The 24,926-nt window shown below is 69.8% G+C and carries 25 protein-coding genes and 1 tRNA gene; 12 read left to right on the plus strand and 14 right to left on the minus strand.

Going from position 1 to position 24,926, the window contains the following annotated elements; genetic code table 11:
• Positions 1–43 precede the first annotated feature (43 nt).
• The 3 genes from J4030_RS05280 (at position 44) to J4030_RS05290 (ending at position 3,062) form a co-directional block, all read left to right on the plus strand.
• The gene (locus J4030_RS05280) at positions 44–292 is read left to right on the plus strand and encodes an acyl carrier protein (RefSeq protein WP_179480165.1); all 249 of its coding nucleotides are present in this window, start codon (positions 44–46) and stop codon (positions 290–292) included.
• A gap of 101 nt (positions 293–393) precedes the next feature.
• Entirely contained in the window at positions 394–1,638 is a 1,245-nt protein-coding gene (fabF, locus tag J4030_RS05285) for a beta-ketoacyl-ACP synthase II (RefSeq protein ID WP_208048170.1), read from the plus strand.
• Entirely contained in the window at positions 1,638–3,062 is a 1,425-nt protein-coding gene (locus tag J4030_RS05290) for an acyl-CoA carboxylase subunit beta (RefSeq protein WP_208048171.1), read from the plus strand. The genes fabF and J4030_RS05290 overlap by 1 nt, the downstream gene beginning before the upstream one ends.
• A gap of 101 nt (positions 3,063–3,163) precedes the next feature.
• On the opposite strand, the gene J4030_RS05295 is transcribed toward J4030_RS05290, so the two are convergent.
• Positions 3,164–3,679: a DUF3145 domain-containing protein gene (locus tag J4030_RS05295; RefSeq protein WP_208048172.1), complete on the minus strand. Its 516-nt coding sequence runs from the start codon at positions 3,677–3,679 to the stop codon at positions 3,164–3,166.
• Between the two features lie 154 nt (positions 3,680–3,833).
• Entirely contained in the window at positions 3,834–5,297 is a 1,464-nt protein-coding gene (locus J4030_RS05300; protein ID WP_208048173.1) for an LCP family protein, read from the minus strand.
• A gap of 293 nt (positions 5,298–5,590) precedes the next feature.
• Between J4030_RS05300 and J4030_RS05305 the strand changes: the two genes are divergently transcribed.
• Positions 5,591–5,664, plus strand: a tRNA-Ile gene (locus tag J4030_RS05305).
• A gap of 41 nt (positions 5,665–5,705) precedes the next feature.
• On the opposite strand, the gene J4030_RS05310 is transcribed toward J4030_RS05305, so the two are convergent.
• Positions 5,706–6,518, minus strand: coding sequence for a serine protease (locus J4030_RS05310; RefSeq protein WP_208048174.1), 813 nt, complete (start codon positions 6,516–6,518; stop codon positions 5,706–5,708).
• 266 nt (positions 6,519–6,784) lie between these two features.
• Between J4030_RS05310 and J4030_RS05315 the strand changes: the two genes are divergently transcribed.
• Positions 6,785–7,540 (plus strand): 3-hydroxybutyrate dehydrogenase, encoded by a 756-nt coding sequence (locus J4030_RS05315; RefSeq protein ID WP_208048175.1) that lies wholly within the window; start codon positions 6,785–6,787, stop codon positions 7,538–7,540.
• Positions 7,541–7,589: 49 nt separating this feature from the next.
• On the opposite strand, the gene J4030_RS05320 is transcribed toward J4030_RS05315, so the two are convergent.
• On the minus strand, positions 7,590–8,234 hold the full coding sequence (locus tag J4030_RS05320; RefSeq protein ID WP_208048176.1) for a hypothetical protein: 645 nt from the start codon (positions 8,232–8,234) through the stop codon (positions 7,590–7,592).
• A 237-nt stretch (positions 8,235–8,471) separates the two neighbouring features.
• Here J4030_RS05320 and J4030_RS05325 point away from each other — a divergent pair, with 237 nt between their 5' ends.
• Positions 8,472–9,362, plus strand: a complete 891-nt coding sequence (locus J4030_RS05325) for a M15 family metallopeptidase (RefSeq protein ID WP_208048177.1) — start codon at positions 8,472–8,474, stop codon at positions 9,360–9,362.
• Between the two features lie 67 nt (positions 9,363–9,429).
• Here J4030_RS05325 and J4030_RS05330 read toward each other — a convergent pair whose 3' ends face one another.
• Positions 9,430–10,491, minus strand: coding sequence for a hypothetical protein (locus J4030_RS05330; RefSeq protein ID WP_307864572.1), 1,062 nt, complete (start codon positions 10,489–10,491; stop codon positions 9,430–9,432).
• Between the two features lie 163 nt (positions 10,492–10,654).
• Between J4030_RS05330 and J4030_RS05335 the strand changes: the two genes are divergently transcribed.
• Together J4030_RS05335 and J4030_RS05340 are read left to right on the plus strand one after the other, a co-directional pair.
• On the plus strand, positions 10,655–10,999 hold the full coding sequence (locus tag J4030_RS05335) for a MarR family winged helix-turn-helix transcriptional regulator (RefSeq protein ID WP_208048178.1): 345 nt from the start codon (positions 10,655–10,657) through the stop codon (positions 10,997–10,999).
• A gap of 207 nt (positions 11,000–11,206) precedes the next feature.
• Positions 11,207–12,556, plus strand: coding sequence for an HNH endonuclease signature motif containing protein (locus J4030_RS05340; RefSeq protein WP_208048179.1), 1,350 nt, complete (start codon positions 11,207–11,209; stop codon positions 12,554–12,556).
• A 50-nt stretch (positions 12,557–12,606) separates the two neighbouring features.
• Here J4030_RS05340 and J4030_RS05345 read toward each other — a convergent pair whose 3' ends face one another.
• Together J4030_RS05345 and J4030_RS05350 are read right to left on the minus strand one after the other, a co-directional pair.
• Positions 12,607–13,464 (minus strand): hypothetical protein, encoded by an 858-nt coding sequence (locus J4030_RS05345; protein WP_208048180.1) that lies wholly within the window; start codon positions 13,462–13,464, stop codon positions 12,607–12,609.
• A gap of 44 nt (positions 13,465–13,508) precedes the next feature.
• Positions 13,509–14,303: an ABC transporter permease gene (locus J4030_RS05350; protein ID WP_208048181.1), complete on the minus strand. Its 795-nt coding sequence runs from the start codon at positions 14,301–14,303 to the stop codon at positions 13,509–13,511.
• A gap of 47 nt (positions 14,304–14,350) precedes the next feature.
• On the opposite strand from J4030_RS05350, the gene J4030_RS18455 reads away from it, so the two are divergent.
• Positions 14,351–15,715, plus strand: coding sequence for a cell wall metabolism sensor histidine kinase WalK (locus J4030_RS18455; protein WP_208048182.1), 1,365 nt, complete (start codon positions 14,351–14,353; stop codon positions 15,713–15,715).
• Here J4030_RS18455 and J4030_RS05360 read toward each other — a convergent pair.
• From J4030_RS05360 to J4030_RS05375, 4 genes are all read right to left on the minus strand, one after another.
• Entirely contained in the window at positions 15,691–16,374 is a 684-nt protein-coding gene (locus J4030_RS05360; RefSeq protein ID WP_208048183.1) for a response regulator transcription factor, read from the minus strand. The genes J4030_RS18455 and J4030_RS05360 overlap by 25 nt on opposite strands.
• A 2-nt stretch (positions 16,375–16,376) precedes the next feature.
• On the minus strand, positions 16,377–17,099 hold the full coding sequence (locus tag J4030_RS05365) for a phosphatase PAP2 family protein (protein ID WP_208048184.1): 723 nt from the start codon (positions 17,097–17,099) through the stop codon (positions 16,377–16,379).
• A gap of 91 nt (positions 17,100–17,190) precedes the next feature.
• Positions 17,191–17,961 carry a GAF and ANTAR domain-containing protein gene (locus J4030_RS05370; protein WP_208048185.1) on the minus strand — a complete coding sequence of 257 codons (771 nt, stop codon included), beginning with the start codon at positions 17,959–17,961 and terminating at the stop codon, positions 17,191–17,193.
• The gene (locus J4030_RS05375; RefSeq protein ID WP_208048186.1) at positions 17,958–18,671 is read right to left on the minus strand and encodes a GAF domain-containing protein; all 714 of its coding nucleotides are present in this window, start codon (positions 18,669–18,671) and stop codon (positions 17,958–17,960) included. The genes J4030_RS05370 and J4030_RS05375 overlap by 4 nt, the downstream gene beginning before the upstream one ends.
• A gap of 408 nt (positions 18,672–19,079) precedes the next feature.
• Between J4030_RS05375 and J4030_RS05380 the strand changes: the two genes are divergently transcribed.
• Both J4030_RS05380 and J4030_RS05385 read left to right on the plus strand, forming a co-directional pair.
• Positions 19,080–19,409, plus strand: coding sequence for a hypothetical protein (locus tag J4030_RS05380; RefSeq protein WP_208048187.1), 330 nt, complete (start codon positions 19,080–19,082; stop codon positions 19,407–19,409).
• A 47-nt stretch (positions 19,410–19,456) separates the two neighbouring features.
• Entirely contained in the window at positions 19,457–20,206 is a 750-nt protein-coding gene (locus J4030_RS05385; RefSeq protein WP_208048188.1) for a sigma-70 family RNA polymerase sigma factor, read from the plus strand.
• On the opposite strand, the gene nagA is transcribed toward J4030_RS05385, so the two are convergent.
• Genes nagA through J4030_RS05400 form a run of 3 tightly spaced genes read right to left on the minus strand, consistent with a single transcriptional unit; the run spans position 20,203 to position 23,152 of the window.
• Positions 20,203–21,387, minus strand: a complete 1,185-nt coding sequence (gene nagA, locus J4030_RS05390; protein WP_208048189.1) for an N-acetylglucosamine-6-phosphate deacetylase — start codon at positions 21,385–21,387, stop codon at positions 20,203–20,205. The two genes, J4030_RS05385 and nagA, sit on opposite strands and share 4 nt — an antisense overlap.
• Positions 21,387–22,448: an SIS domain-containing protein gene (locus tag J4030_RS05395; protein WP_208048190.1), complete on the minus strand. Its 1,062-nt coding sequence runs from the start codon at positions 22,446–22,448 to the stop codon at positions 21,387–21,389. The genes nagA and J4030_RS05395 overlap by 1 nt, the downstream gene beginning before the upstream one ends.
• Entirely contained in the window at positions 22,445–23,152 is a 708-nt protein-coding gene (locus J4030_RS05400; protein WP_208048191.1) for a FadR/GntR family transcriptional regulator, read from the minus strand. Before J4030_RS05400 ends, J4030_RS05395 begins: the two co-directional genes overlap by 4 nt.
• A gap of 107 nt (positions 23,153–23,259) precedes the next feature.
• On the opposite strand from J4030_RS05400, the gene J4030_RS05405 reads away from it, so the two are divergent.
• A complete protein-coding gene (locus J4030_RS05405; RefSeq protein WP_208048192.1) occupies positions 23,260–24,897 on the plus strand; it encodes an ABC transporter substrate-binding protein in 1,638 nt (545 codons plus the stop codon).
• The last annotated feature ends 29 nt before the right edge of the window (positions 24,898–24,926 follow it).

Consider the following 24,926-nt stretch of genomic DNA (forward strand, 5'->3'; position numbering starts at 1 on the left):
AGATGAAAACCGTTGTAGCACAGCCAAATCAAAGGAGAACAGCATGGCGCAAGACGAGCAGCAGGTCCTGTCCGGACTCGCCGAGATCGTCAACGAGGAGACCGGGGTGGACGCGGCCGACGTACAGCCGGACAAGTCCTTCACCGAGGACCTCGACATCGACTCGCTGTCGATGATGACGATCGTGGTCAACGCCGAGGAGAAGTTCGGCGTGACCATCCCCGACGACGAGGTCAAGAACCTCACCACCGTCGGCGACGCCGTGAAGTACATCCAGACCGCCCAGGGCTGACCCACGACCTTCCGGGTGGCCCGTCGTCGACGGGCCACCCGGACCGGTCGCACCCTTCGAGCGGCTTTCGAGCAGCACTGACCTTCAAGGAGTTTCATCCCATGACCGCAGACCGGCGCATCGTCGTCACCGGACTCGGTGCGACCACTCCCCTGGGTGGCACCATGACGCAGACCTGGGAGGCGCTGCTCGCCGGCGAGTCGGGCGCGCGCGCGCTGCCGCAGGAATGGCTGGACCGCTACGACCTCCCCGTCACCTTCGCCGCGACCATCAAGCAGCACCCGTCCGAGGTGCTCAAGAAGGTCGAGATCCGCCGGATGGACCCGTCGGCGCAGTACGCGATGATCGCCTCCCGCGAGGCCTGGGCAGACGCGGGTGCCCCCGAGGTCGACCCCGAGCGGCTCGGCGTCGCCATCGGCACCGGCATCGGCGGCGTGCACACCCTGCTGGACCAGTACGACGTGCTGAAGGAGAAGGGTCCCCGCCGGATCTATCCCCTCACGGTCCCGATGCTCATGCCCAACACCGCATCCGGCAACGTGTCCCTGGAGCTCGGCGGTCGCGCCGGCGCCCACACCACCGTGTCCGCGTGCGCCTCCGGAGCCGAGGCCATGGGATACGCCGCCGCGATGATCCGCGACGGGCGCGCGGACGTCGTCGTCGCAGGCGGCACCGAAGCCGCGATCCACCCGCTCCCGATGGCCGGCTTCGCCGCGATGCGCGCCCTGTCGCCCCGCAACGACGACCCGACCCACGCCTCCCGTCCGTACGACGTGGACCGCGACGGTTTCGTGATCGGCGAGGGCGCCGGCGTCCTGGTGCTGGAGTCCTACGAGCACGCCACCGCCCGCGGCGCCCGCATCTACGCGGAGCTGGCGAGCATCGGAATGTCGGCCGACGCCTTCCATATCACCGCCCCCGAGCCCGAGGGCGCGGGCGCGTCCAGAGCGATGCTCGAGGCCGTGGAGCGCGCCGATCTCTCGACGCGCGACATCATGCACATCAACGCCCACGCCACCTCTACACCGGTGGGCGACATCGCCGAATCCAACGCCATCCGAAGGGCATTCGGCGACGCGACCGACGACATCTCGATCACGGCGACCAAGTCGATGACCGGCCACCTGCTCGGTGCAGCCGGCGCGCTCGAGGGCCTGATCACGGTGCTGAGCCTCTACCACCGGATCGTCCCGGCGACCACCAACGTGGACAACCTCGACCCGGAGATCTCGCTCGACGTCGTACGCGGTGAACACCGCAAGCTGCCGGACGGCGACATCGCCGCCCTCAACAACTCCTTCGGATTCGGCGGCCACAACGTGGCCCTGACAGTGAAGAGCATCTGATGACGTCCACCGACCACGCACCCGCTCCTGCCCCCGTCGAGGAAGCGGACCCGCGCGACCCCCTGACCCGGCTCACGACCTTCCTGGACGACGGCTCGCTGCACCTGATCTCGGCACAGGACCGCAGCGGCATGCTGGCCGCCACCGGCACCGTGCGCGGCGTCCCTACGGTGGTCTTCGCCGCCGACCCGCGCATCCAGGGCGGGGCGCTGGGCGCTGAGGGCTGCGGCGTGATCGTGGAGGCGTACGAGCGTGCGCTCGCGGACGATTCGCCGATCGTGGGCCTGTGGCACTCCGGTGGCGCGCGGCTGGCCGACGGCGTGGTCTCCCTCAACGGGATGGGCGAGATGTTCGCGATCATGACCCGCGCCTCGGGCAAGATCCCGCAGATCTCCGTGGTGCTCGGTGCGGCGGCCGGTGGCGCGGCGTACGGCCCGGCCCTGACCGACATCGTCATCCTCGGCCCGGACGGGCTGATCTTCGTGACCGGACCGGACGTGGTGCGTTCGGTGACGGGTGAGAACGTCACCGCCGCCCGGCTCGGCGGGGCCGAACCGCACGGCCGCCGCTCCGGCGTCGTGCATGTGGCGACCGCGACCACCGAGGAGGCGTACGACCGCGGCCGGCAGATGGTCAGCCTGCTCTCCGACCAGGGTCGGATGGACGTGTCCTCGGTGCAGGACCGCGACCTCGCGGCGACCTTCCCCGAGTCGGCCAAGCGCGCGTACGACGTGCACCCGCTGATCGCCGACGTGGTCGACGACGTCGAGGACTGCGTCGAGCTGCACCCCCGCTGGGCACCGTCCATCGTGACCACGCTCGGTCGCCTCGGGGGCCGCACCATCGGTGTCATCGCCAACAACCCGCTACGGCTCGGCGGCTGCCTCGACGCGACATCCGCGGAGAAGGCCAGCCGCTTCGTGCGGATGTGCGACGCGTTCGGGATCCCCCTCGTGGTGCTCGTCGACGTGCCGGGCTACCTGCCGGGCGTGGGTCAGGAGTGGGACGGCGTCGTACGCCGCGGCGCGAAGCTGCTGCACGCGTTCGCCGAGGCCGTCGTGCCCCGGGTGACTCTCGTGACGCGCAAGACGTACGGCGGTGCGTACATCGCCATGAACTCCCGCTCCCTGGGCGCGACCCGGGTCTTCGCCTGGCCGACGGCCGAGGTCGCGGTGATGGGCCACGTGGCCGCCGTGCGGATCCTGCACCGGCGCCGGCTCGCGGAGGTCGACCCGGCCGAACGCGTGACCGTCGAGAACGAACTGGCCGAGGAGCACGCCGTCCTCGCGGGCGGTCTGCCGCGCGCCGTCGAGATCGGCGTGGTCGACGAGGTCATCGAGCCGACCACGACCCGCAGTGCGCTCGCCACCGCCATCGCGGCGGCGCCCCAGCGACGCGGCGAGCACGGCAACATCCCGCTCTGATGTGCCCGCCCCTCATCGGGGGGTATGCAAACGGTCGAGGGGTGGCGATATATCGCCACCCCTCGACCGTTTCGCTACCCCCCCGATGGGCAGAGGCCGAGTCAGGACACCCGGTGCAACCACCGCACGGTGGCGCCGTCGCCGGCGTACCGGAACGGCTCCAGCTCCTTGTCCCACGCGGTCCCGAGCAGCTCGGCCATCTCGGCGCGGAACACCTCGGGGTCTCCCCCGCACTCCGCGAGCGCCGACCGCAGCCGGTCCTCGTGGATGACCGCGTCCCCCGACGTCGAGGTCCACGTGTGGTGGATCCCGAGATTCGGGGTGTGCGCCCATCGTGAACCGTCGACTCCGGAGCTGGCTTCCTCGGTGACCTCGTATCGCACGTGGTCCCAGCCCCGCAGTGTGCTGGCCAGGCGGGCGCCGGTGCCCGGCTCGGCCATCCAGGACAGCTCGGTGCGCACCATGCCGGACGCGACCGGCTGCGCGGTCCATTCGAGCGCAACGGACTGGCCCAGCACGCTCTCCAGCGCCCAGGCGATGTGCGGGCACAACGCGGTGGGGGCCGAGTGGATGAACACAACCCCGCGCGCGATGGCGCGACTACCTGCCACGGACATCCGAGCCTCCTTCACCATGAGGGACGTCTTCCCCAACGACCTACCGGTGAAACGAGCCGACGGCGTGCGCGGCGTACTGCTGATTCAATTGCCGCTCATTGTGCCCCATTCGTCACACGAGCACCAGGTTTAACGTCGGGTCAGTCCACCCGGGTCAGTTCGCGGAATCGGGCACGTTCGGCGATGCGGCGTACGCCTGCGCCGGCGTCATCGCGACGCCGTTGATCTGCACGGTCGGCACCTGTGCGACCTGGGCACAGCCCACGGCCTTGTCGACCGTGGTCGCGTAGTCCGTGCCGGTCCCGCTGCCGGTGGCGCCGGTGGTCGGCGTCGTGCTCCCGCTCGGGGTCGGGGTCGTGCTGGAGGACGACCCTGGCGACGACGAGCTCGCGCCGGAGGACTTCTTCTTCGGGGACGCGGTGAGGGAGGTGTCCGCCTTGATCTTGGCGAAGAGGGCGGCCGCGTTGCTGGCCGGCACGACCTCGTTGGGATTCTGCGGGTTGGGAACGGTCGGCATCGTGGTGAAGGTGATGCGCTTGCCAGGGATCTTGTTCAGCTCCTTGGCCATGCCGGTCAGCTTGCCGATGTCGCCCAGGCCGTCGTCGACGGTGACCGCCTTGGTCGCGGCGTCCGCCAGGTCGTAGAGGCGCACCGGGTTGGCGAGCGTCGAGGCACTCTCGAACTGGCGCAGCATCGCGGACAGGAAGAGGTGCTGGGCCACGGTGCGACCGATGTCGCCGCCGTCGCCGAAGCCGTGCCGGGTGCGCAGGAACTCCAGGGCGGACTTGCCCTTGAGGGTGTGCGAGCCCTTCTTGAGCTTCAGGTGCGAGTAGGTGTCGTAGACGTTCTCGTTGACGCAGGCGTTCACGCCGCCGACCGCGTCGGACATGGTGACGACACCCGCGAAGTCGATGACCGCGAAGTGGTCGATGGGTACGCCGGTGAGGTTGTGCACCGTCTGGAGCGTGCAGGTCGGTCCGTACTGCAGCGTGCTGTTGACGCGCTCACGATGCGGGGCGACCGCCCGCCCGGTCGCCGGGTCCGTGCATTGCGGGATGTCGACCACGGTGTCCCGCGGAATGCTCGTGATCGAGGCGTTGGTGCGGTCGGCGGAGATGTGCACGAGCATCTCGACGTCGGCGTTCGCCGAGAGTGAGGTGGCCCCCTTGCCCGTCGCCGTACTCGTCGACGCCTTGCAGTCGCCCCCGATCGCACAGTCGGCCGAGCTGCCCCGGGTGTCCGAGCCCATGACGAGGATGTTGATCGGCGCGCGGCCCTTGGCGTCGGTGGACTCGGTGCCGACGATGCCCTTGGGGATCGCGACCGTGCGGATGTTGCCGTTCAAGTGGTGCACGATCAGTGCCCCGGCCGCCACGATCACGACCATGACCGCGGCCAGACCGAGCAGGATGCGCCGCCGCAGGTGGGTTCGGCGCAGCGCCGCCCGCTCGGCCGCCGCCGAACGGTTGCCGGTCGCTCCTGCCGGCCGGGCGTCGCCCCGGCGAGGATCCGGCCGTGCGCCGTCCTGCGGGGTGCCGCCTGGGCCGCCCGCTGACTCGCCGCGGGGGCGCTGCCGAGGCAACCGCGCGCCGGGGCCCTGACGGTCGTCGTCACTCATCGGCGGCCCACCGCCGTCGGCAGCAGGTCATCGAGCTGTCCGCGAAGTCGCGGGCGGGAGAACATGAATGAGGTACTTCCTGGCAGAGGTCGATGAGCAATGGCGAGAGCCTTGGGCACGATAACCACCGAACCTTTCGGCCGCTCTCAGGTTCGCGGTGGTTCGCCGGGATGCCGCCGGTTGCGCCCGAGTGAGCGTGACAGGCCTCACTCACGAACCCCTGGGCGAACGCCGTACGGTCCCTGAGCGCGGACGACCGGGCTCGAAGGCCGCCGGGTAGGGTGCGTGCGCTGGGGGCGGTAGCTCAGCTGGTCAGAGCAGCGGACTCATAATCCGTCGGTCCTGGGTTCAAGCCCCAGCCGCCCCACTCGAACTCTGCGCAGAAGGTCCCATCTGCGGATGAGGCTGTCAGCAGCCGTCGCCGCCGGCGGGGGTCACGGTGTCCGGCCGGGAGCCGGACACGGCGCGGTCGTACACGGCGAAGACCTCGGATGTGAAGCTGGAGCTGTAGGACGTGTAGGAGTAGCAGCCACCCTGGTGCAGGCCGCCGATGACGCCGCGGACCGCCTTCACGGAGCTGCCGCTGACGGCGGACAACCACGGGCTGCCGCTGCTGCCGCCGACGTAACCGTCACAGTTGAAGGCGGGATACCCGCTCGTGACGTAGGTCGGGACCGTGCAGCTGATGGGTCGGTCGGCACCGCCGTTGTAGGCGACATCGGTGATCTCGGTCCCGGGTCGCGGGGCCGTGGCAAGGGTGTTGCCGCCGGTGAGGTCCTGCACCTGGACCGTTCGCCAGCCATGACGTTGCCCCGCGACCTGCAGGATCGCGTAGTCGTACTGCGTGTCGTGCACGCTCTTCCACCGGGGTGCGACGTAGGCGTGCTTGACCGTCCACACGCCGTACGGAGCCGGCCTCGTCGCGGACGCGCCGTTGTAGTCGGGGACGAACAACCACCCGGCCGCCGTGCCCGACACGCAGTGCCCGGCCGTGATCAACAGGTTGTGGGTCGGGCTGGCGATGACGCTCGCCGTGCAGCTGTGCCGTCCCGGGAATCCGCCCGTGAACAACGTCCCGACGGTGGGGATACCCGCGGAGACGCTGGCTGTCGGCGTTGCGGAGCGTGCGAAGGCGTCGGCCGACGCCGGCACGGTGGCCGCGGCGAACAGCGTCCCCGTAGCGCCGAGCCCGGCCATGATCATCGCGATGACGCGTTTCATCGGTGTGCTCCAGTTCAGGTGGGGGGACAGCCGACCCGCCTCAGGCTGCCCTTAGCGGCATCGAGTCGGTGCAGTCGTCGAGCAATGAGCATGACGAGGTGATTGTTGCGCAGACCGGGGAACGAAGGTGGGAACCTGCGGTGTCGATCGCGCCTGAACCGCCGATGCGACCATGGGAGACGGACTCTGCCGCCGTTTGACCGACGGCGCGCGCCACACCTATCTGGGGGTCGGCTCCACGGCCGCCCCAGATCCGAGGGAGACACATGAACGAGCGGGACCTGGCAGGACGGCGAGTCGTGATCACGGGCGGCGGCAGTGGGATCGGGGCCGCCTGCGCCCGACGATTCGCAGAGAGTGGCGCTGAGGTCGTCCTCGTCGACCTGGACGGCGCTGCGGCGCGAGCGGTGGCCGCCGAGATCGGGGCCAGCGCGGTGGAGGCGGATCTGTCCGACCCCACCTTCGACGCCGACTCCCTCGCCGGGAGTGCCGACGTCCTGGTGAACAACGCCGGGATCCAGCACGTCGCGCCCGTTCACGAGTTCCCCCTCGACCGCTTCCGGCTGATCCAGGCCCTCATGGTGGAAGCACCGTTCCGACTCGCACGCGCCGCCCTGCCACACATGTACGAGCAGGAGTTCGGCCGCATCGTGAACATCTCGTCCGTGCACGGCGTACGCGCGTCGCCGTACAAGGTCGCGTACGTCACCGCGAAGCATGCGCTGGAGGGCATGTCGAAGGTGATCGCCCTCGAGGGTGCCCCGCACGGTGTCACGTCGAACACGATCTGCCCCGGTTACGTGCGAACTCCCTTGGTGGAGAAACAGATCGCGTCCCAGGCAGAGGCCCACGGAATCCCGGCCGAACGGGTGGTGGAGGAGGTCATGCTCCGTGAGATGGCCGTCAAGCGCCTGGTGGAACCCGGCGAGGTCGCCGAGTTGGCGGCCTACCTGTGTTCGCCGCTGGCCGGGTCTGCCACCGGCTCGTCCTGGATGCTCGACGGCGGCTGGTCCGCCCGGTAGGAAGCCCGCCGGCGATCAGGGTCCGCGTCGACGGCACTCTCAAAAGGCCTCAGCCCTGCGAGGCCTTGCTCTCGTCGGTGGATTCGGTGATGCCGAGTCCATGCTTGTTGCCCGTGGTCAGGATCCCGGACAACGTGCTCTCCAGGCTGGTCAGAGACGTGAAGTCCCCGCTGGTGATCTTGCCCTTGAGGCCGCCGAGGTCGCGGACGGCGTTCTCGATCGGCGCTGCCAGGACCTTGCAGAGGGTCGGATTGGCCTCGACGTTCTTCTTGGCGTTGTTCATCAGGTGCAGGTCCAGCCCGGCCACCGCGGCGCCCTTGACGATCGCCCGGATCCGGCCGTGGGAACCCTTGTTGAAAGTGCCGGCCTTGTACGGCTTCCAGATCCATCGGTGGAACGTCCCGACGGTGAGGCCGATGTCGGTGACGAACCGGGTCTTGGCGAACGAGCGCGTGTTGGAGCTGGGGCAGCTCGCGGCCGCACCGGTGGCGCTGCCCGACGAACCGGTGGCGTTGCTCGACGAACCGGTGGTGCTGCTCGAGCCGCTGGAGCTCGCGCTGGACGCGGTCGAGGAGCCGCTGGACGAGCCGGCCGCACCGCCCGACGACGATGATGCGGTGCTGGAGTTGTTGCAGCCGGCGACCAACGCGACGCTGAGAAGGGCCGGTACGGCGGCGGCGCGGGAAAGATGCATGATCAGGCTCCCTGTGGGATCAGGACTCACTTCGGTCTGCACTGCGGACGTCTTGAAACGCTAGGAGCCGCCCCTGAGCGAAACCTGCGAACCGGGTCGGCCGGCAGAGGGCAGTCGGATCGATCGGTGACGCAACGCGGCGCAGAGATCCGGCCGGACCTACCGTGTCTCTGGTAGCGGCCTCCGTCGAGGCCCGATGTCCGGTCATCACCGGGTTGTGCGAAAGGTCCAGCAGTCGTGAAACGTCGGCTCAGCACGTCCCTCCTCGCGGCGCTCGTCGCGATCCCGGCGCTCCTGGCCTCCGCGCCGGGCGCTCGCGCGGCGAGCGCTCTCCCGTCGATGGCGGCGGTGCCGTACGCGCTGCTGCCGACGAAGGCCGCCGTCTGGGTCACCGTGCCGTCCGGGACGGTCGTGACCGTGCGCCACGCGGGCGGGTCGGTGATCGGGTCCAGCACCTCCGTGACCGGTCACGCCCTGCTCGTCCTCTGGCAGCCGACCGGATCGCGCAGCTCGTACGTCGTCACCGCGCCGGGATACGCGCCGCTGACGGTCTCGGCGAGCACCTCCGCCACATCGTTGTCCGGCGCCCCGTGGCGCATCACCAACAAGCGCAACGCCTTGCCGTCGACGTACGTGCCGACCGGCCTGCAGACCGTCGGATCCCGGCAGCTCACCAGCAGCGCGGCGACCGCGATCCGCCAGCTCATCGCGGGGGCGGCCGCCGTGGGGCTGACGACGGCGGTCAACAGCGGATACCGCTCGTACGACTCGCAGCGCGCGCTCTACGACCAGGACGTGAAGCAGTACGGGCAGAAGGTGGCGGACAACCTCGTCGCCCGCCCGGGCTTCAGCGAACACCAGCTCGGCCTGGCCGCCGACCTCACCAACGCCCCGTGCACGAACTCCTCGTGCACCACGACCACCGCGACAGGGCGGTGGATCGCGGCCAACGCCTGGCGCTACGGGTTCGTCCTCAGCAACGCCGTGGGCAAGACCGCCGTGACCGGCTGGCAGTCCGAGCCGTGGCACGTCCGGTACTTCGGCACGCCACTGACCGCGTACGTGCACGCGCGCCAGATCCTGACCGAGGAAGACCTCTTCGGACTCCCCGCCGCACCGACCTACTGATCCCGACGCAGTGATCCCGACACCCCTGGTGCGGGGCGTCGGGGATCAGCAGGGGGATGTCAGAGGCTCAGACCGCGACATCCTCTTCCAGCTCCTCCTCGGTGGCGGCGTCCAGCCGGCCCGCCGGCCGGTCGGCGTACGCACTCACCGGGGTACGACGCGCGCGGCGCCGCTCCACGGTGTGGCCGAGGCTCAGGCACGCGATGCCGAGCACGAACCACCCGACGAGGATCGCCATCGGGCCGCCGAGGCCGACCGCCGGGAAGTAGAAGATCCGGCGCAGTGCCTCCACGAACCCGGCACCGATCCAGAAGTGGTGCAGCCAGCCGAAGAACGCCGGCTGCAGGACGGGCGCGAACACTCCCCCGGACGTCGTGAAGTTCAGCGCGACGAACACGGCCGAGTAGAGCAGCGTGCTGAACCGGCCGACCAGCGGGTGCAGTCCGACGCCGATGAACATCACCGCCGCGGTGTAGAGGATCGACAGACCCCAGACCGCCGGGAGATGGCCGCCGAACATGTCGTAACCGAAGTGGGCGACGGCGAGCTCGGCCGTCGAAAGCACCACGGCGGCACCCGCCGCCAGGCCGACGCGGTCGCGGAAGCGCCGGGTCGCAGCAGCCGCACCGATCGCGATCGACGTCGCGTACGCACCGACGGTGAGGGCGACGAGGAAGAAGAAGCCGTTCTGACCGATGGGGTCGTCGGAGCTCACCGGCGCCACGTCCTTCACCGACATCGGCACACCCTGCTTGATGGCGACCGGCGAGAACACCTGTGTCACCACGGTCTTCGTGCTGTCGGATGCTGCAGCCCCGGTCAGGACGACCGCCTGGTGAGCGCCGGGCACGTAGGCGCCGGAGAGGTCGAGCTGCCGGATCTCGCGGGTGGCCTCGGCCGCGTTGGGCAGCACACGCACCGTCGCCGCGTCACCGACCGCACGCTGCAGCGCGTCCGCGATCGGCTGCGCCTGCTGCGTCGTCCCCACGACGGCCAGCGGGATGTTGTGGGGCGCCGGTTTGTGGAAGCCGCCCAGGTAGGCCGCCGCCATCACCAGGCCCATCACGATCGGCACCAGCACATGCGACAGCACCGTCTTCATCGGCGCCACCTGCTGCGGTCCGCTCACCTTCACCGTTCTCCTCCACCTGTCCGGGTTTGAAGTTGGTAGATGCAACTTCTGTATCTATAGTATCTCTATGGACACGGACGGCAAGTCACGCGATGAGCCACTGCGCATAGTGCTCTCTGAATTACGTTCATTCACAAGGAGATTGCGGCGCGAGTGGAGCATGAACGTGCCGGAGATCACGTTCGCGGAGGCCACCCTGATGTCCGCGGTCACCGCCAAGCCCCACCCGACGGCGGTCGATGTGGCGGCCGACCTGCAGATCGACAAGTCCACCGCGAGCCGCCAGATCTCCGTCCTCGAGCAGCGCGGGCTCATCGAGCGGCAAGCCGCTCCCGGTGAACGCCGGGCGCAATGGCTCCGGTTGACCGCCGAGGGCGACCGCATCCTGCAGGAGTCGGACACCGTGCGGATCGCGGCGATCAACGAGCGGGTCGCGGACTGGACGGATGCCGAGGTGACGCAGTTCGCCGACCTGCTGCGCCGATTCAACGCGCGCCCCAGCTGACCGTCAGCATCAGCGATCTGAGGGTGGTTGGGGCGTGTGGATAACCCCCTGAAATCCCATCTCTAGCATGGGGGATGTGGATAACTCAGGTTCGAATAGTCCACGCCCACAGTGGTATTCGTCGGATTTACCGTTGCAGCTTGGTTCGAACACGCGTATGATACAAGCTATAAGGACGAACCAGGGATCAGCAGCCGAGGAGGGGCCATGGCGCAGTCTACGAGCGACCTGCAGGCACCCGCCGCGCCGGGCACGGGTGCCCGGTTGATGGGTCTGCTGGGCGAGTTCAAGACCGCGTTGGATGAGTGGCCCGGTGCGCTGTACCAACTGGATGAGACCGAGCTTGGCGAGGTCGTCGGGTCGATGCTGCAGATCGGAACACGGGGAGAGAACGTTGCCGCCCTGGCCACCGCCGACGCGTTGAGCCGGGGCACGGTCGCCAATTCCACTGCGACCGGTGCACCGGCCTGGGTCGCCCGCCAGGCTGCCGGTGTCGATCCCGTGGTGGTGCGCCGGGTTGGGACCGTCGGGGTCGACTGTGCCGATCCGCGAAATCAGGTCGTAGCCGAGGCGTTGGCGACCGGGTCCGCGACCGTGCCGGTGGCGGCGGTCGCTCTGCGGGAGGTTCCCCGGATCCTCCCGCAGCTGCCGACCGCGGACCGGGAGGACCTGCTGGGGCGGTACCTGTCGCTGAGCAGTTTCGGACCCCGCGCCCTACGCGAGCTCAGCACCCGGATCCGCGGTGAGTACGCCCCCGAACACCTCGTGCGGGACGAGGAACGCCAGCAGGACTGCGAATCGGTGTACTGGGCCGACCTACCCAGTGGGTTGACCCGGTTCGTCGCGGAACTGTCCGGCGGGCACGCCGCCGTCGTCAAACACGCCCTGCGCGCCCTGTCCGCACCGGCACCACAGCCCTGCCCGACGGACACCGACGGCCCCAACACTAGTGCGACCGAGCGGGATACCCGCACTCCGGCCAAACGCCGCGCGGACGCCTTGGTGCGTCTGGTCGACACCGCAGCAGGGGTCCTGGACGGCACTGCACCGCGGCCGGTGGGTGAGTTCGGTGGGACCGCGAAGATCCTGGTCACCCTGGACTACCAGACCCTGACCGACCAACTCACCCAGGCGGGATACCTCCCCGGGATCGGCCGCACCACCGACGGGGACCACCTCGACGCCGCCACCCTGCGGCGGTTGGCCTGCGACGCCGACCTCATCCCCGCCGTCCTTGGTGGAGACTCTGAACCCTTGGACGTCGGCCGCGCCAAACGCTTGTTCACCGGCGGCCTGCGCACCGCGATCATCCACCGAGACCAGCACTGCACCTTCCCCGGCTGCGACCGACCACCCGACTGGTGCGACGCCCACCATGTGACGCCATGGTGGGCCGGCGGCAAGACCAATCTCCAGAACGCAGCACTGCTCTGCGCACGCCACCACACCATCGTGCACCGCGACCTGCTCACCGCCACCGTCACCAACGCCGGCGTCACCTGGGACCTCACACCCGGACTCATGCCCGCACGACCCGGCCAGAACCCAGCAGCATGACCGGGCAGCGCCGCCGGACCGAACGACCCACCGCGGCGGCCACACCGGCACTAGACGGCGTCGCCCTCCGGCACCGTACGACCCACCGGGAGGTCGTGCACGGTGGCAACGTCGCCGGACTCGCCGGCTTGCACGTCGTGACGGCTCGCCGCGAGGTAGGCGACCAGCCCGATGATGAGCAGCGTGAGGACCCCGGTGACGACGCCGTCGCCGTACCCCAGGCCCGCACCGAACGAATGCGGCTTGCCGAACCAGTCGGCGAACGACGCCCCGAGCGGTCGGGTGAGGACGTACGCCGTCCAGAACGCCGCGATGGCGCCCAGGCCGAGGCGCCACGCGAGCAGCACCAAGAGGATCCCGGCCCCGAACAGCAGACCCGAGGCGAAGAAGCCGAGGTGCATCGTGGTCGCGGTCAGGTCACCGGCGGCCGTGCCGAGGGCGAAGGTGAGGAGCACGGTGACCCAGTAGTACGTCTCACGCCGCTTGGTCGTGATGCTGTGGATGGACAGGGTGCCCTCACTGCGGTGCCACCGGTGGAAGACGACGGCGAGCGCCACTGCGTAGACCACCGTGGTCACGGTGTAGGGCAGCGCCAGGACGATGTGCAGGCCGTCCGCGACCATGGTGCCGAACAACGCGACCATGGCGACCGCGAACCAGTACGTCCACGCGCGGTAGCGGGTGCTGCGCAGCTGCAGGCGCATGCCGAGCACGAAACCGCCGATGCCCAGCAGACCCGCCAGGACGATGCTGATGCCGCCGAGCCAGTCCGCCGCGGCCTCCCCCATCCCGGTGGTGAGCACCTTCACGACCCAGAAGAGGGCAGTGATCTCGGGGACCTTCGCGGCGACCGGATCGGGTCTCCACGAGGCCGACTTCAGGCGAGGGCTGCGGTGGGGTGAAGGCACCCGCGCAAGGTAAGCGGCGTCGACTGAGAGATCGCTGGACGCGCTCAGTCGTGCGGGGCCACCGGCAGCACCTCCGGGGCGCCGATCAGCCAGGCGAGCAGGGTGGCGGTGATGGACTGCGCGCACAGCAGACCGACCAGCACGACGATCTGGAAACGGGCGGCACTCTCGGCACTGGCTCCCCCGAGCAGGGCGCCGACGAATGCACCGGGCAGCGTCACCAGACCCACGGTGCGGGTCTGGTCCAGCGCCGGCACCAGGGCCTCGTACACCGAGGTACGCGCGACGTCCCGCGCCGCCTGCCGTGGGGTCGCGCCGATCGACAGCCACGCCTCCACCTCGTCGCGGCGCTCGTGCAGTCCGCGGACGAACCTGCGTCCGGTGAGGGTCGCGACGGTCATGGCGCCGCCGATCACGATCCCGCAGACGGCGACCAGCGTGCGGACGTCGCGGGTGAGCGTCGGCATGCCGACGATGATCGCTACCGTCACCGACACCCCGGCGCCGATCGAGACCACGACCGCGCGCATCGCGTTCAACTGGCCCCGCAGGCGGCGCCCGGCCGTCCAGCACGCGACCGTGAACATCACCGCGACCACCGCGATCACCGTGACCGGCGCCGCGAAGACTCCGCGCAGCGCGAGCGCGATGAGGGTGAGCTGCACCACCGCCCGCAGCGACGCGGTCAGCACGCCGCGCACGTGCGGGATCGCGGCCCGCCGCAGCACCACGCACGCGAGGGACAGCAGCAGAATCAGGCCGACCGCGAGTCGGCCGTACTCGTGGACGTAGGAGGACGGCGTACCCACAGCCAGGTACGGGAGTCTCTGCAGAGTCATGCGGCGATCTCAGCCGATGCGCAGGCGTACCGGGCGAAGATGGTCCGGTGATCCGGTTCCCGCGTGGCATCCGCAGCCGCCTGACGATCCTGGCGGCGGTCGTCACCGCGCTGCCGCTGCTGCTCGGTGTCCTGGTGGTGGCCAACCTGCTGCAGCGGTCCCTGACCGCCAACCTGCAGCGCACCACCGAGCACACCGCCACCGCCGTCGCCACGGCCGTCGCCGCCTCGGGTCCGACCGGCCTCGCCCACGTCACCTCGAGCGTCAGCCCGGGCACGACGGTGCATGTCTTCGCCGCCGGCGGCCGGGTGGCCGCGGAGTATCCGCGGGAGAGCCGCTGGACCGGCAGGGTGACCCAGGACGACGCCACCCTGGTGCGGGGGAACAAGGGTTACTGGCTGCCGGGAGACCTCGACCGACCGCTCAGCGTCCAGGTCCGCACGACGTACGCGGGTCAGCAGTTCGCGATCCTGGTCCAGGCCTCGCAGGAGGCCCAGCACGAGGCGGTGAGCGAGGCGGCCAAGGTCGTGCTGGCGTGCATCCCGTTCCTGGTCGGCGGCGCAGCCGCGCTGGCGTGGGTGCTGACCGGTCGGACCCTGCGGCCGGTCGAGGCGATCCGGCGCCAGGCCGAGCGCATCACCTCCCGCAACCTGGACGAACGCCTGCCCGTCGGCCCGGGACGGGACGAGGTCGCGACGTTGGCCATAACGATGAACGAGATGCTGCACCGGCTCTACACGGCGCAGGAGTCCCAGCAGCGGTTCGTCGCGGACGCCAGTCACGAGTTGCGCTCCCCCGTCGCGACGCTGCAGGCCGCCCTGGAGATCGCCGCCACCGACGGCCACCCGATCTCGGCAGAGAACGCCGGTCTGATGCGCAGCGAGACCAACCGGCTGCAGGAAATGATCGACGGCCTGCTGCTCCTCACCCGCAGCGACAACAGGGGCCTGGTGCTGCGCGAACGCGACGTCGATCTGGACGACATCGCGTTCCACCACACCACGAGGCTGGCTTCGACCTCCGGGCTCACGGTGGAGGCGCGGCTCGCGCCTGCGCGATTGGTGGGTGATCCTGAGCGGCTGGACCAGGTCGTGCGCAACCTGACCGACAACGCGGCTCGGCACGCCCGCTCCTGGGTGCAGGTGAGCACGGCGGATGCCGAGGACCACGTGCTGCTGACCGTGGGCGACGACGGCGGGGGCATCGCCGAGCAGGACCGCGCTCGGGTCTTCGAGCGCTTCGTCCGGCTGGACGAGAGCCGCACCCGCGAGGTGGGCGGTTCCGGGCTGGGGCTCGCGATCGTCCGGGAGATCGTGCGCGCGCACGGCGGCACCGTGCAGGTGGATCGCAGTGCGCGCGGCGGGGCGCAGTTCACCGTGTCGTTGCCCTATACGTCGGCCACGAGGCGGTAGCCGACGCCGCGCACCGTCTCCAGGGTGCGCAGGTCGAACGGCGTGTCGATCTTGCGACGCAGGTAGCCGATGTAGACCTCGACGATGTTGCCGTGGTCGGCCAGCGGCAGATCCCACACATCGTCCAGGATCTGCGACTTGGTGAGCAGCTGCCCCGGATGCCGCATGAAGAACTCCAGGAGCGCGAACTCCCTCGGTGTCAGGTCGATCTCGCTGTCCGCGCGGTGCACCCGGTGCTGCGCCGAGTCCAGCCGCAGGCCGCCGACCCGCAGCGGCGCGTCCACGCCGGCTCCGCTGCGGCGGGCCAGCGCCCGGAGCCGCGCGATGAGCACGACGAAGCTGAACGGCTTGGTCAGGTAGTCGTCGGCCCCGAGCTCGAACGCGTCCGACTGATCCCATTCGCCGTCCTTGGCGGTCAGCATCAGGATCGGCGTCTGGGAATCGTGTTCGCGGACCGCCTTCACCACGTCGTACCCGTTGAGCCCGGGCATCATGATGTCCAGGACGATCACGTCGTACGCCGTCTCCCTCGCGCGCCAGACCGCGTCGCGTCCGTCGTGGACGGTGTCCACGCTGAAGCCGCGCTCGCGCAGGCCGTTGGTGACGACGGTGGCGAGGCTCTGTTCGTCCTCGGCGAGCAGCACATGGAGGTGGGGCACGGTCACATCCTGGACCCATGCGGCAGCCGGGCGTCGTCGAACCTGCCGCGGACCCGATGTTCGATCGGCCGCAGGAGTCCGCCGGCGACCAGAACGGCACCACCGGCGATGAGCGGTGACCCCACCACGTCCCCCAGGTAGTGCGCACCCAGCAACAGCCTGGTCAACGCCACCAGCACGATGACCGGCACACCCACCAGCAGCACCCACGACCGCACGGCGCGGTTGCCGCGCAGGGCGACGGCGGCACCCACGACGATGCCGGCGGCGAGCGCGGTATGCCCGCTGGGGAAGCTGTCGGCGCCGTGCTCGACGATCAGGGCGTGGATGGGACCCGTCGGCGGTCGGTGCCGGTGGAAGACCACCTTGCACACCGTGACCGAGAACCACCCGATGATCGCCAGACCCAGGAACCACGCGGCGGTGCCGCGATCGGTCAGTCGCCACAGCACGGCCGCGAGCGCCAACAGCAGGAACGGCCCCACCAGGGGCGAACCGACGACGTCCACGAGACGTGCGAGCCCCACCCCGACGACGTTGCGGTGCTGAGACAGATCCACGTCCAAGGCGTACTCGCCGGTGTGCCGCGCACCCGTCGACGTCACCCAGACGCCGATCAGCAGACCCACCGCCACCATCGACGATCCCCATGCCAGGAGCCTGCGGTCGACCGGCTCCTGCGGTGCGGGGCCGGACGCTCGACGGGTCGGGACGGGAAGCAACACCATGACAGGTTGCCCCGCCGTCCCTGTGGCAGGGCTGAGCAGCAGCTGACGACGGAGCGCCGACGATCCTCCGGCCAGGCCCACGCGCGGGTCAGGAGGGACGCAGCTGTTCCTGGTCGAGGGTGCCGTCGATGATCTCGATCGCGACGTTCGACAGCGGGCGCCCGGTGCGGCGGGCATAGGTACGCATCGCGGCGAACGCGTCGGGCACCGCCACGTCATGGTGTGCGGCGAGCATGCCCTTGGCCTGCTCGATCACCACACGACTGTTGAGAGCTCCCTGGAGCTGCTCGGCCAGGACCTGCTGCTGCTGCACGGCGCGTTCCTGCAGCAGGCCGATGGTGGCGATGTCGGCAAGGCCTTGGCTGAGCTCGATGTCCCCCTCGGACAGCTTCCCTAGGCGGACCAGGAACAGGTTCATGGCGCCGATCACCTCGTCGCGCAGGCGCATCGGGATGGCATGCACGGTGCTGAAATTGCCGGCGCGGACGGCGGGGCCGAAAGCCGGCCACCGTTGCTCGGCGGTGTCCAGATCGACGTTCACCACCGCGACGCCCTGGTGATAGGCGTCCAGGCACGGCCCTTGGTGGTGCTGCAGTTCGAACAGTTCCAGCGTGCGCGTCTCCTCCGACGACGCCGCGAGCAAGTGCAACTCACCCCGCTGATCGGCCAGCATCAGCCCGGCGGCATCCGCGTCGAGGAGTTCCACGCTGGTCGCCGCCAGCGTGTGCAGGAAGTCGATGACGTCGAAGTCGGCTACCAGCGTGTCGGCAAGTTCGACGAAGGCCTGCAGGAGGCGCTGCTGGGTCACCATGGTGGACGGCCTTTCGTGCGGGGTGCTCGGTTCGATGATCCCACTCATTTCTGCTCGCTATCGGGATGGAAGCGAAGATTTCCTGAGACGACGTCCCGCGCGACGGCCACGATGCCGCGGCCGTCCGAAAATGCCCGGGCGCGCAGCAGCAGCAGCGCCTCGGCGAGTCCGACGGCGGCCTGGACAGCGATCATCCCGGTGGCCTGATGCACCTCGGGCCGGTCGTGTTGCGGCAGCAACAGATCGGGGTGCAGCGCCCCGTCGACCGGCATCTGACCTTGCAGATACAACAGGACCCTGGTCGCTGCATCGCTGAACGCGAGCGCGTCCCGGAACACCTGCGGGCTCAGGGTGCCGGGGACGTCCCGATAGAGATCCAGTACGCCGAGCCGGATCGCGCCCACCTGCAGCGGAAAGGCGAAGACCGCCTCGATCCCGGCCTGCAGAGCGGCGGGCGCGAAGGCCGGCCACCGCGGACCGCCCGTCTCGCGCAACTCCGGATGCAGGACCGGGCGACCCCCGGACGATGCGTCGACGCACGGCCCTTCACCGAGATCGAACTGCAGGTCCTCCATGGTCTTGGCAAGCCCGTCGGACGCGGCCACCAGACCTTCGGGGCCGCGCTTGCTCATGAGGGCCAGCCCGACGCCCGTCACCGGGAGGGCTGCAGCGCAGGCAGCGCACAGCGCCTCGGGAAGAGTGCTGCTTCCGCGGTCGGCGGACTCCAGATCCCGCAGGATGCGCTGCACCCTGTCCATCGGTACCCCGTCCTGCTCGGCATCATCTCGGTCGAACCGACGCCAAGGTGCGGGGTCGTCTCTGTGCACGCAGCAGCCTAGTCCGCACGACCGTCGCCGCGGTCGTCCATCGCCACATCCATGAAGTCCACGAATTCGTGGGTGTGGCTGGTGAACCGTTGACACGCCGCGGGCGCGGTGCAACGGTTATTACGGACCACGAACACGTGGTTTCCTGCCCCGGACCCGGCAGCCGCCATAGAAAGGTGCGACGGGGGCGGGTTTTTGTTCTTTCCTTCGGTCGAGCCTCATTCACCGGCTCAGACTTCCTGCGCCGTCCTTCGACGGCCACGGCGGCTGCTGATCGACGAAGGATCCTCATGATCACGCGCTCTTCGAGACGTCCGACGACCCGCGTCACCCCGCGTCATGGGTAGCCAGACGCTCAGGCTCCGTGCGCGGCCCTCCCCCGTCGCGTCGCAGCGGGTCGAGGTCATCGCCCAGGCGGTGCTGGCCACGCCCGGTGTCCAGGCTCTGCACGCCGGCAAGGAACACGTCGTCACCTACCTCCCGACCCGGCAGGTGCGTGGCATCCGCGAGGCCGAGCACGGCTACGAGGTGCACGTGGTACTCGCCCGCGACTGCTCCCTGCTGATCACCGTCGAGGCCGTCCGTGCCGCGGTGCAAGCCGTGGCCCCGGGTCGTGTCGACGTGACCGTCGAGAACGTCGCCGCGAGGCGTCGGGCGAACTCGCGATGAGCGCGACGACCGGGGGTGTGCTCACCCCTGTCCGCGAGGTTCGCACCATGGACTTGCTGGAGCGCGCCGCGCACGCGCCCGACGACACGGTCGCCGCGCAGCTGCGGGCCGAGGCCATCCAGGAGAACATCGCGCTCGCGCACGCCATCGCGCGGCGCTACGCGGGTCTCGGTGCCGAGGCGGAGGACCTGCAGCAGGTCGCGTCGTTGGCTCTCGTGATGGCGGTCGCGCGCTTCGACCCCGGACGAGGGTCAGCGTTCACGGCGTACGCCCGCATCACCATCGATGGCGAACTCAAGCGACACCTGCGCGACCACGGCTGGGCGGTGCGCCCGCCGCGCAATCTGCACGACGTCTACCACGAGGTCCGGCGCGCGACCCAGGATCTGACCCAGACCCTCGGCACGACACCGACCGTCGCGGACATCGCCCACCACCTGCAGATCAGCGACGAGCTGGTGCGTGACGCACAGCGGGTCGGATCGTCGTACACCGCGACGTCGCTGGACGCGTTGCTGGTCGTGCATCCCGATTCCCAGCCCGGCGACCGGCTCAATCTGGGCACGGTCGGCAATGTCGACACGCTCCTCACCGCGTTGGTGCTCCGGGAGGGCATCCGTGCGCTCGAACCCCGGGATCGGCTGATCCTGCAGCTGCGTTTCGAGCAGGAGATGACCCAACTGGAGATCGGGCACCACCTGGGCATCAGTCAGATGCAGGTGTCGCGGGTGCTGGCGGGGATCATCGCGCGACTGCGTGAGTGCCTGGACGATCACGCCGAACGGGTATCCGCCTAGCGGGATCCCGGATCATGCGGCTGTCCGCCGGTGATCCAGCGCACCTCGCCGACCCCGGCGCCGTCCGCTCCCCCGCGGGACGACCGGGGCCCGGACGGCGACGCAAGGTGCAGCAGGCCACCCGTCGCACCCGCAGCGATCCGGCCGCTCGAGCCCAGCCCGACGGCCGTGGACGGGTTCACGGTCGCGGCCCGCACGGCCGCCGGGACGGACAGGCCGACGTCGACGCAGCGGCGTACGGCGTCCCGCATCGTGAGGGTGCTGCCCGCCAGCGAACCGTTGTGCGCGAGCCGGGCCACGCCGCTGGTCACCCCGACGGCCTGCCCGCCGAGTTCGTGGGTGCCGTCGGCGAGCCCGGCCGCGCTGATGGCGTCGGTGATCGCCACGAGACGGTCGGGCACCGCGCGCTCGACGATCCGCAACGCGGCGGGGTGCAGATGGACACCGTCGGCGATCACCTCGCACCAGAGCCTCCGGTCCAGGGCCGCGCCGACGGGCCCGGGCGCGCGGTGGTGCAGCGGAGGCATCCCGTTGAAGAGGTGCGTGGCGACCGTGGCACCTTCCTCGATCGCCGGCAGGCACTGCTCGTACGTCGCGTCGGTATGCCCCAGCGCCACGGTCACCTCGTGGCGGCGCGCGGCCCGCACGAGGTCGAGCGCCCCGGGCAGCTCCGGCGCGACGGTGATCATCCGCAGCGTCCCGCGGGCGGCGGCGACCAGCCGCTCGAACGCCGCCACATCGGGATCCACCAGGTGAGCGGGGTTCTGCGCGCCGCAGCGTGCATGCGAGAGGAACGGGCCCTCCAGGTGGGCGCCACGGACAGCCGTTTCGCCGTCCTGGACGACCACAGCGATCGCGGCGAGTTGAGCGCACAGGTCGTCCAGGGGTGCGGTGACCAGCGAGGCGAGCATCGCGCCCGTCCCGTTCGCCGCGTGGTATCGCGCCGCGACCCGGATCGAGTCGGGGTCGGCCGACGCGAAGTCTCCCCGATCGCCACCGTGGCAATGGATGTCGACGAAGCCCGGCGCCAGCCAGCCGTCGGCGAGCTCCACATCGGGGTGCGCGGCCGGTGCCCCGGGCCCCACGTCGACCACTCGCGCGCCGTCGATCCGGACCCACCCCTCGGCGCCGTCCGGCACCGCGTCACCCGCGCCCAGCACGTGTGCCGCATGGACCAGCATCAGGTCGTCCTGGTCACCTTGTTCAACCCGCGTGGTCGATCCGGGTCGTAGTGCCGCGAGAGCGCCAACTGCAGCGCGAGCTGTTGTAGGGGGACGATCTGCGCGATGGGTGCGAGCTGCTCGTCCATCCCCGACGGCAGCGGGATGCGCGCGTGCGACCTCGCGACCGTCTCCCGCGGCGCGACCAGACAGACGTCGGCGCCACGCTCGGCCAGCTGCTCCAGCACCGGTCGCAGCATCCGGCCACCCTGCCCGGCCGGGCTGATCACGATGACGGGGCGGTCCTCGTCGACCATGGCGAGCGGACCGTGCAGCAGGTCCGCGCCGGAGAACGCGTGCGCCGACAGATAGCAGGTCTCCATCAGCTTCAGCGCGGCCTCCCGCGCGGTCGGGTACCCGAACCCGCGCGAGGTCGTGACCAGCCGGTCCACGAAGCGGTAGCGCGACGCCACCTCGGCGACCTCCGGCCGGTCCAGTGCGGCGGCCGTCCAGTCGGGCACCCCCGCCGCGACGTCGATGTCGCCTCCGGACCACGACCGCACCAGCAGCCAGAGCCACAGCAGGCTGGCGGAGTAGGTCTTCGTCGCCGCCACAGATATCTCGGCGCCGGCCAGCATCGGCAGCCGCAGCTCGGCGGCCTCGGACAGCGGACTGTCGTCGACGTTCGTCAACGAGATGGTGAGCGCGCCCCGGTCGCGGGCGATCTGCGTCGAGGCCACCAGATCCGGCGAACCCCCGGACTGGCTGACCGCGATCCACACGACGCCCCGCAGATCGGGACGCGCGTCGTACCCGGTATAGGTCGAGGTCGACACCAGACCGGTCGGCAGGCCGAGCTGGGTCTCGATCAGGTATTTCGCGTAGAGCGCTGCGTGGTCGGACGTGCCCCGGGCCACGAGCAGCACCGCCCGGGTGTCGTGCGACCGCAGCCGCGCCACCACGGGCGCCAGGTGTTCTGCGTACGACGCGAGGATGCGCCGGAGAACGTGCGGTTGCTCGGCGATCTCGGCCGCCATCAACGCTCCCGGCGCGCCGACCGCGCTCTTCTCTGACGTGCTCATGCGTGCAGGTTCCGGATGTGGTTCCTGATCGGGGCGTAGTGCTCCTCGATGGCATTGCGCAGCCGCTCGAGGTCACCGGCCGCGGCCGAGTCGACGATCTCCACGTGCGCGTTGGCGGTGCGCAGCCAGTCGGCCGGCGCGACGTCCAGGCTGGGCGCGACCCGCGCCTGCACCTCCCAGAACGCGCCGGTCAGCTGAACCACGAGATGGTTGCCGAGAGGCTCCAGCAGCAGGAGGTGGAACTGCCGGTCCTGCTCGATGTACGGCTTGCCCTCCTTGGCCAGGGTCTTCATCTGCCGGGCCAGGTCGCCGAGGCCCTTCTCCTGGGCCGCCGTGAAGCTGTCGATGATCGGCCGGGCGAACCCCTGCTCCATCAACTGGCGGATCGAGACCAGGTCCGCCAGCACGGCGTAGTCGGTGCCGTTGCTCAGCATCGAGCGGAACGCCAGGCTCTCGATCATCGCGCTCAGCGACAGCCGTCCCACGAAGGTGCCGTGACCGTGGCGCACCTCCACGATATCGAGCGCCGCCAGGGTGCGGATCGCCTCCCGGACGCTCGAGCGGCTCGCGCCGATCGCCGCGGTCAGTTCCGACTCGGTCGGGAGCGGGTCGCCGGCCCGCAGCCGGTGGTCGAGGATGTAGGACTTGATCCGTTCGACGGCCTGCAGCTGTGCTGACTGTGGCCGGGCGACCGCCGTGGTCATGGGTCCTCCTGTGGTGTGTGGGTTCGACAAGAGCATACAAGACGATGTCCGATGTCAGACGTCTGATGTATGCTGCTTCACATTCCGCGCCCAGCCATGGAGGCACCATGACCCGCACCAAGCTTGCTCTCGACCCCGCCGGCCTGACCGGTACGACGCGCCGCACCTTCCTGCGGTACACCGGCACGCTGAGTGCTGGCGCCGCCATCACCGCCGCGGTGAGCGCCTGCGGTCCCGAGTCGGGCACCAGCAACGGCGCGACCGGCTCCGGCAAGTCCGGGTCGTCCGAGATCGACGCCACGCTCGCGTTCACCCTCTCCAGCGGGCTGGACCCGGTCAACGCGTCCAGTGCGGTCGCGACCGCCGCCAACCAGCATGTGTTCGAGGGGCTGATCGACCTCGATCCGATCACCCGGGCGCCGTACCTCGCGCTCGCCAAGTCCCAGCCGACGGCCAGCGCCGACGGCAAGACCTGGACGGTCACGCTGCGCGACGGCGCGAACTTCTCCGACGGCACCCCGGTCACGGCCACCGACGTCGCCTGGTCCTTCACCCGCGCTCAGGACCCGACGACGCTGATGTCGCAGTTCATCACCTTCATCTCCTCGGTGCGGGCCAAGGATGCATCGACCGTCGAGTTCACGCTCAAGCAGCCGTTCACCCTGTTCCCGAGCCGGATCTCGGTCATCAAGATCGTGCCGAAGGCCAAGACCGGGACGGCCGCCGCGAGCAAGACGTTCGACACCGCGCCGATCGGCAGCGGCCCGTGGAAGCTGCTCACCGCGGACGCGAACAACGGCCTGACCTTCGCGGCGAATGCCGGTTACAACGGCTCGCGCAAGGCGAAGGCCACCAGCATGGTGTGGCACACCACCACGCAGGCGGCGACCCGGGTCGCCGACCTGCAGAGTGGCCGGTCGCAGGCGATCGAGGCCGTCCCCTACATCAACGTCAAGCAGCTGCAGGGCAAGAAGGACGTCGAGGCGAAGCAGGCGTTCAACCAGATCTTCCTGATGTTCAACTGCTCGGCGAAACCGTTCGACGACAAGCGGGTCCGACAGGCGTTGCACTACGCCATCGACACCGACTCGCTGATCCGGACGGCGTTCCAGGGATACGCGTCGGCTGCCGACAGCTACCTTGACCCGGCGAACGCCGACTACCAGAAGGCCTCGACGGTCTACTCCTACGACAAGGCGAAGGCCACGTCGCTGCTCGCCGCCGCCGGGGTGTCCAACCTGTCCATCGAGCTGGTGACCACCGACGCCGCCGCCGTGACCGACACCGCCCCGCTGATCATCGACGCGTGGAAGCAGATCGGCGTGCACGCCACCCTGAACACCGCACCGTCGTCCTCGGTCTACGCACCGGCGCCGGACGGCCTGGTGTCCAAGCCGACCTTCCGCGCGCTGCTCGCCTCCGGTGATCCGTCGGTCTTCGGGACCGACACCGATCTGTTGCTGCGCTGGTTCTACTTCGGTGAGACCTGGCCGCAGGACCGTTACCACTGGGACGCCGCGTCGCAGAAGAAGGTCGCGGGTCTGCTGGAACAGGCGGCCAGGGAGTCGGACAGGACCGCGCAGAAGGCCCTGTGGAAGCAGGTGCTCGACTTCGTCGCCCAGGAGGCGCCGCTCTATCCGGTGCTGCACACCAAGATCGTCACCGGCTGGGACACGAAGAAGCTGACCGGTTTCGAGGCGGCACCGACGACCGGCCTGTACTTCCTCGGCGCCTCCCGCTCGTGATGGCGACCCCTGTCCTGCCGGTCACGTTG

The organism is Allobranchiibius sp. CTAmp26, assembly GCF_017565405.1.
Taxonomy (GTDB): Bacteria; Actinomycetota; Actinomycetes; order Actinomycetales; family Dermatophilaceae; genus Allobranchiibius.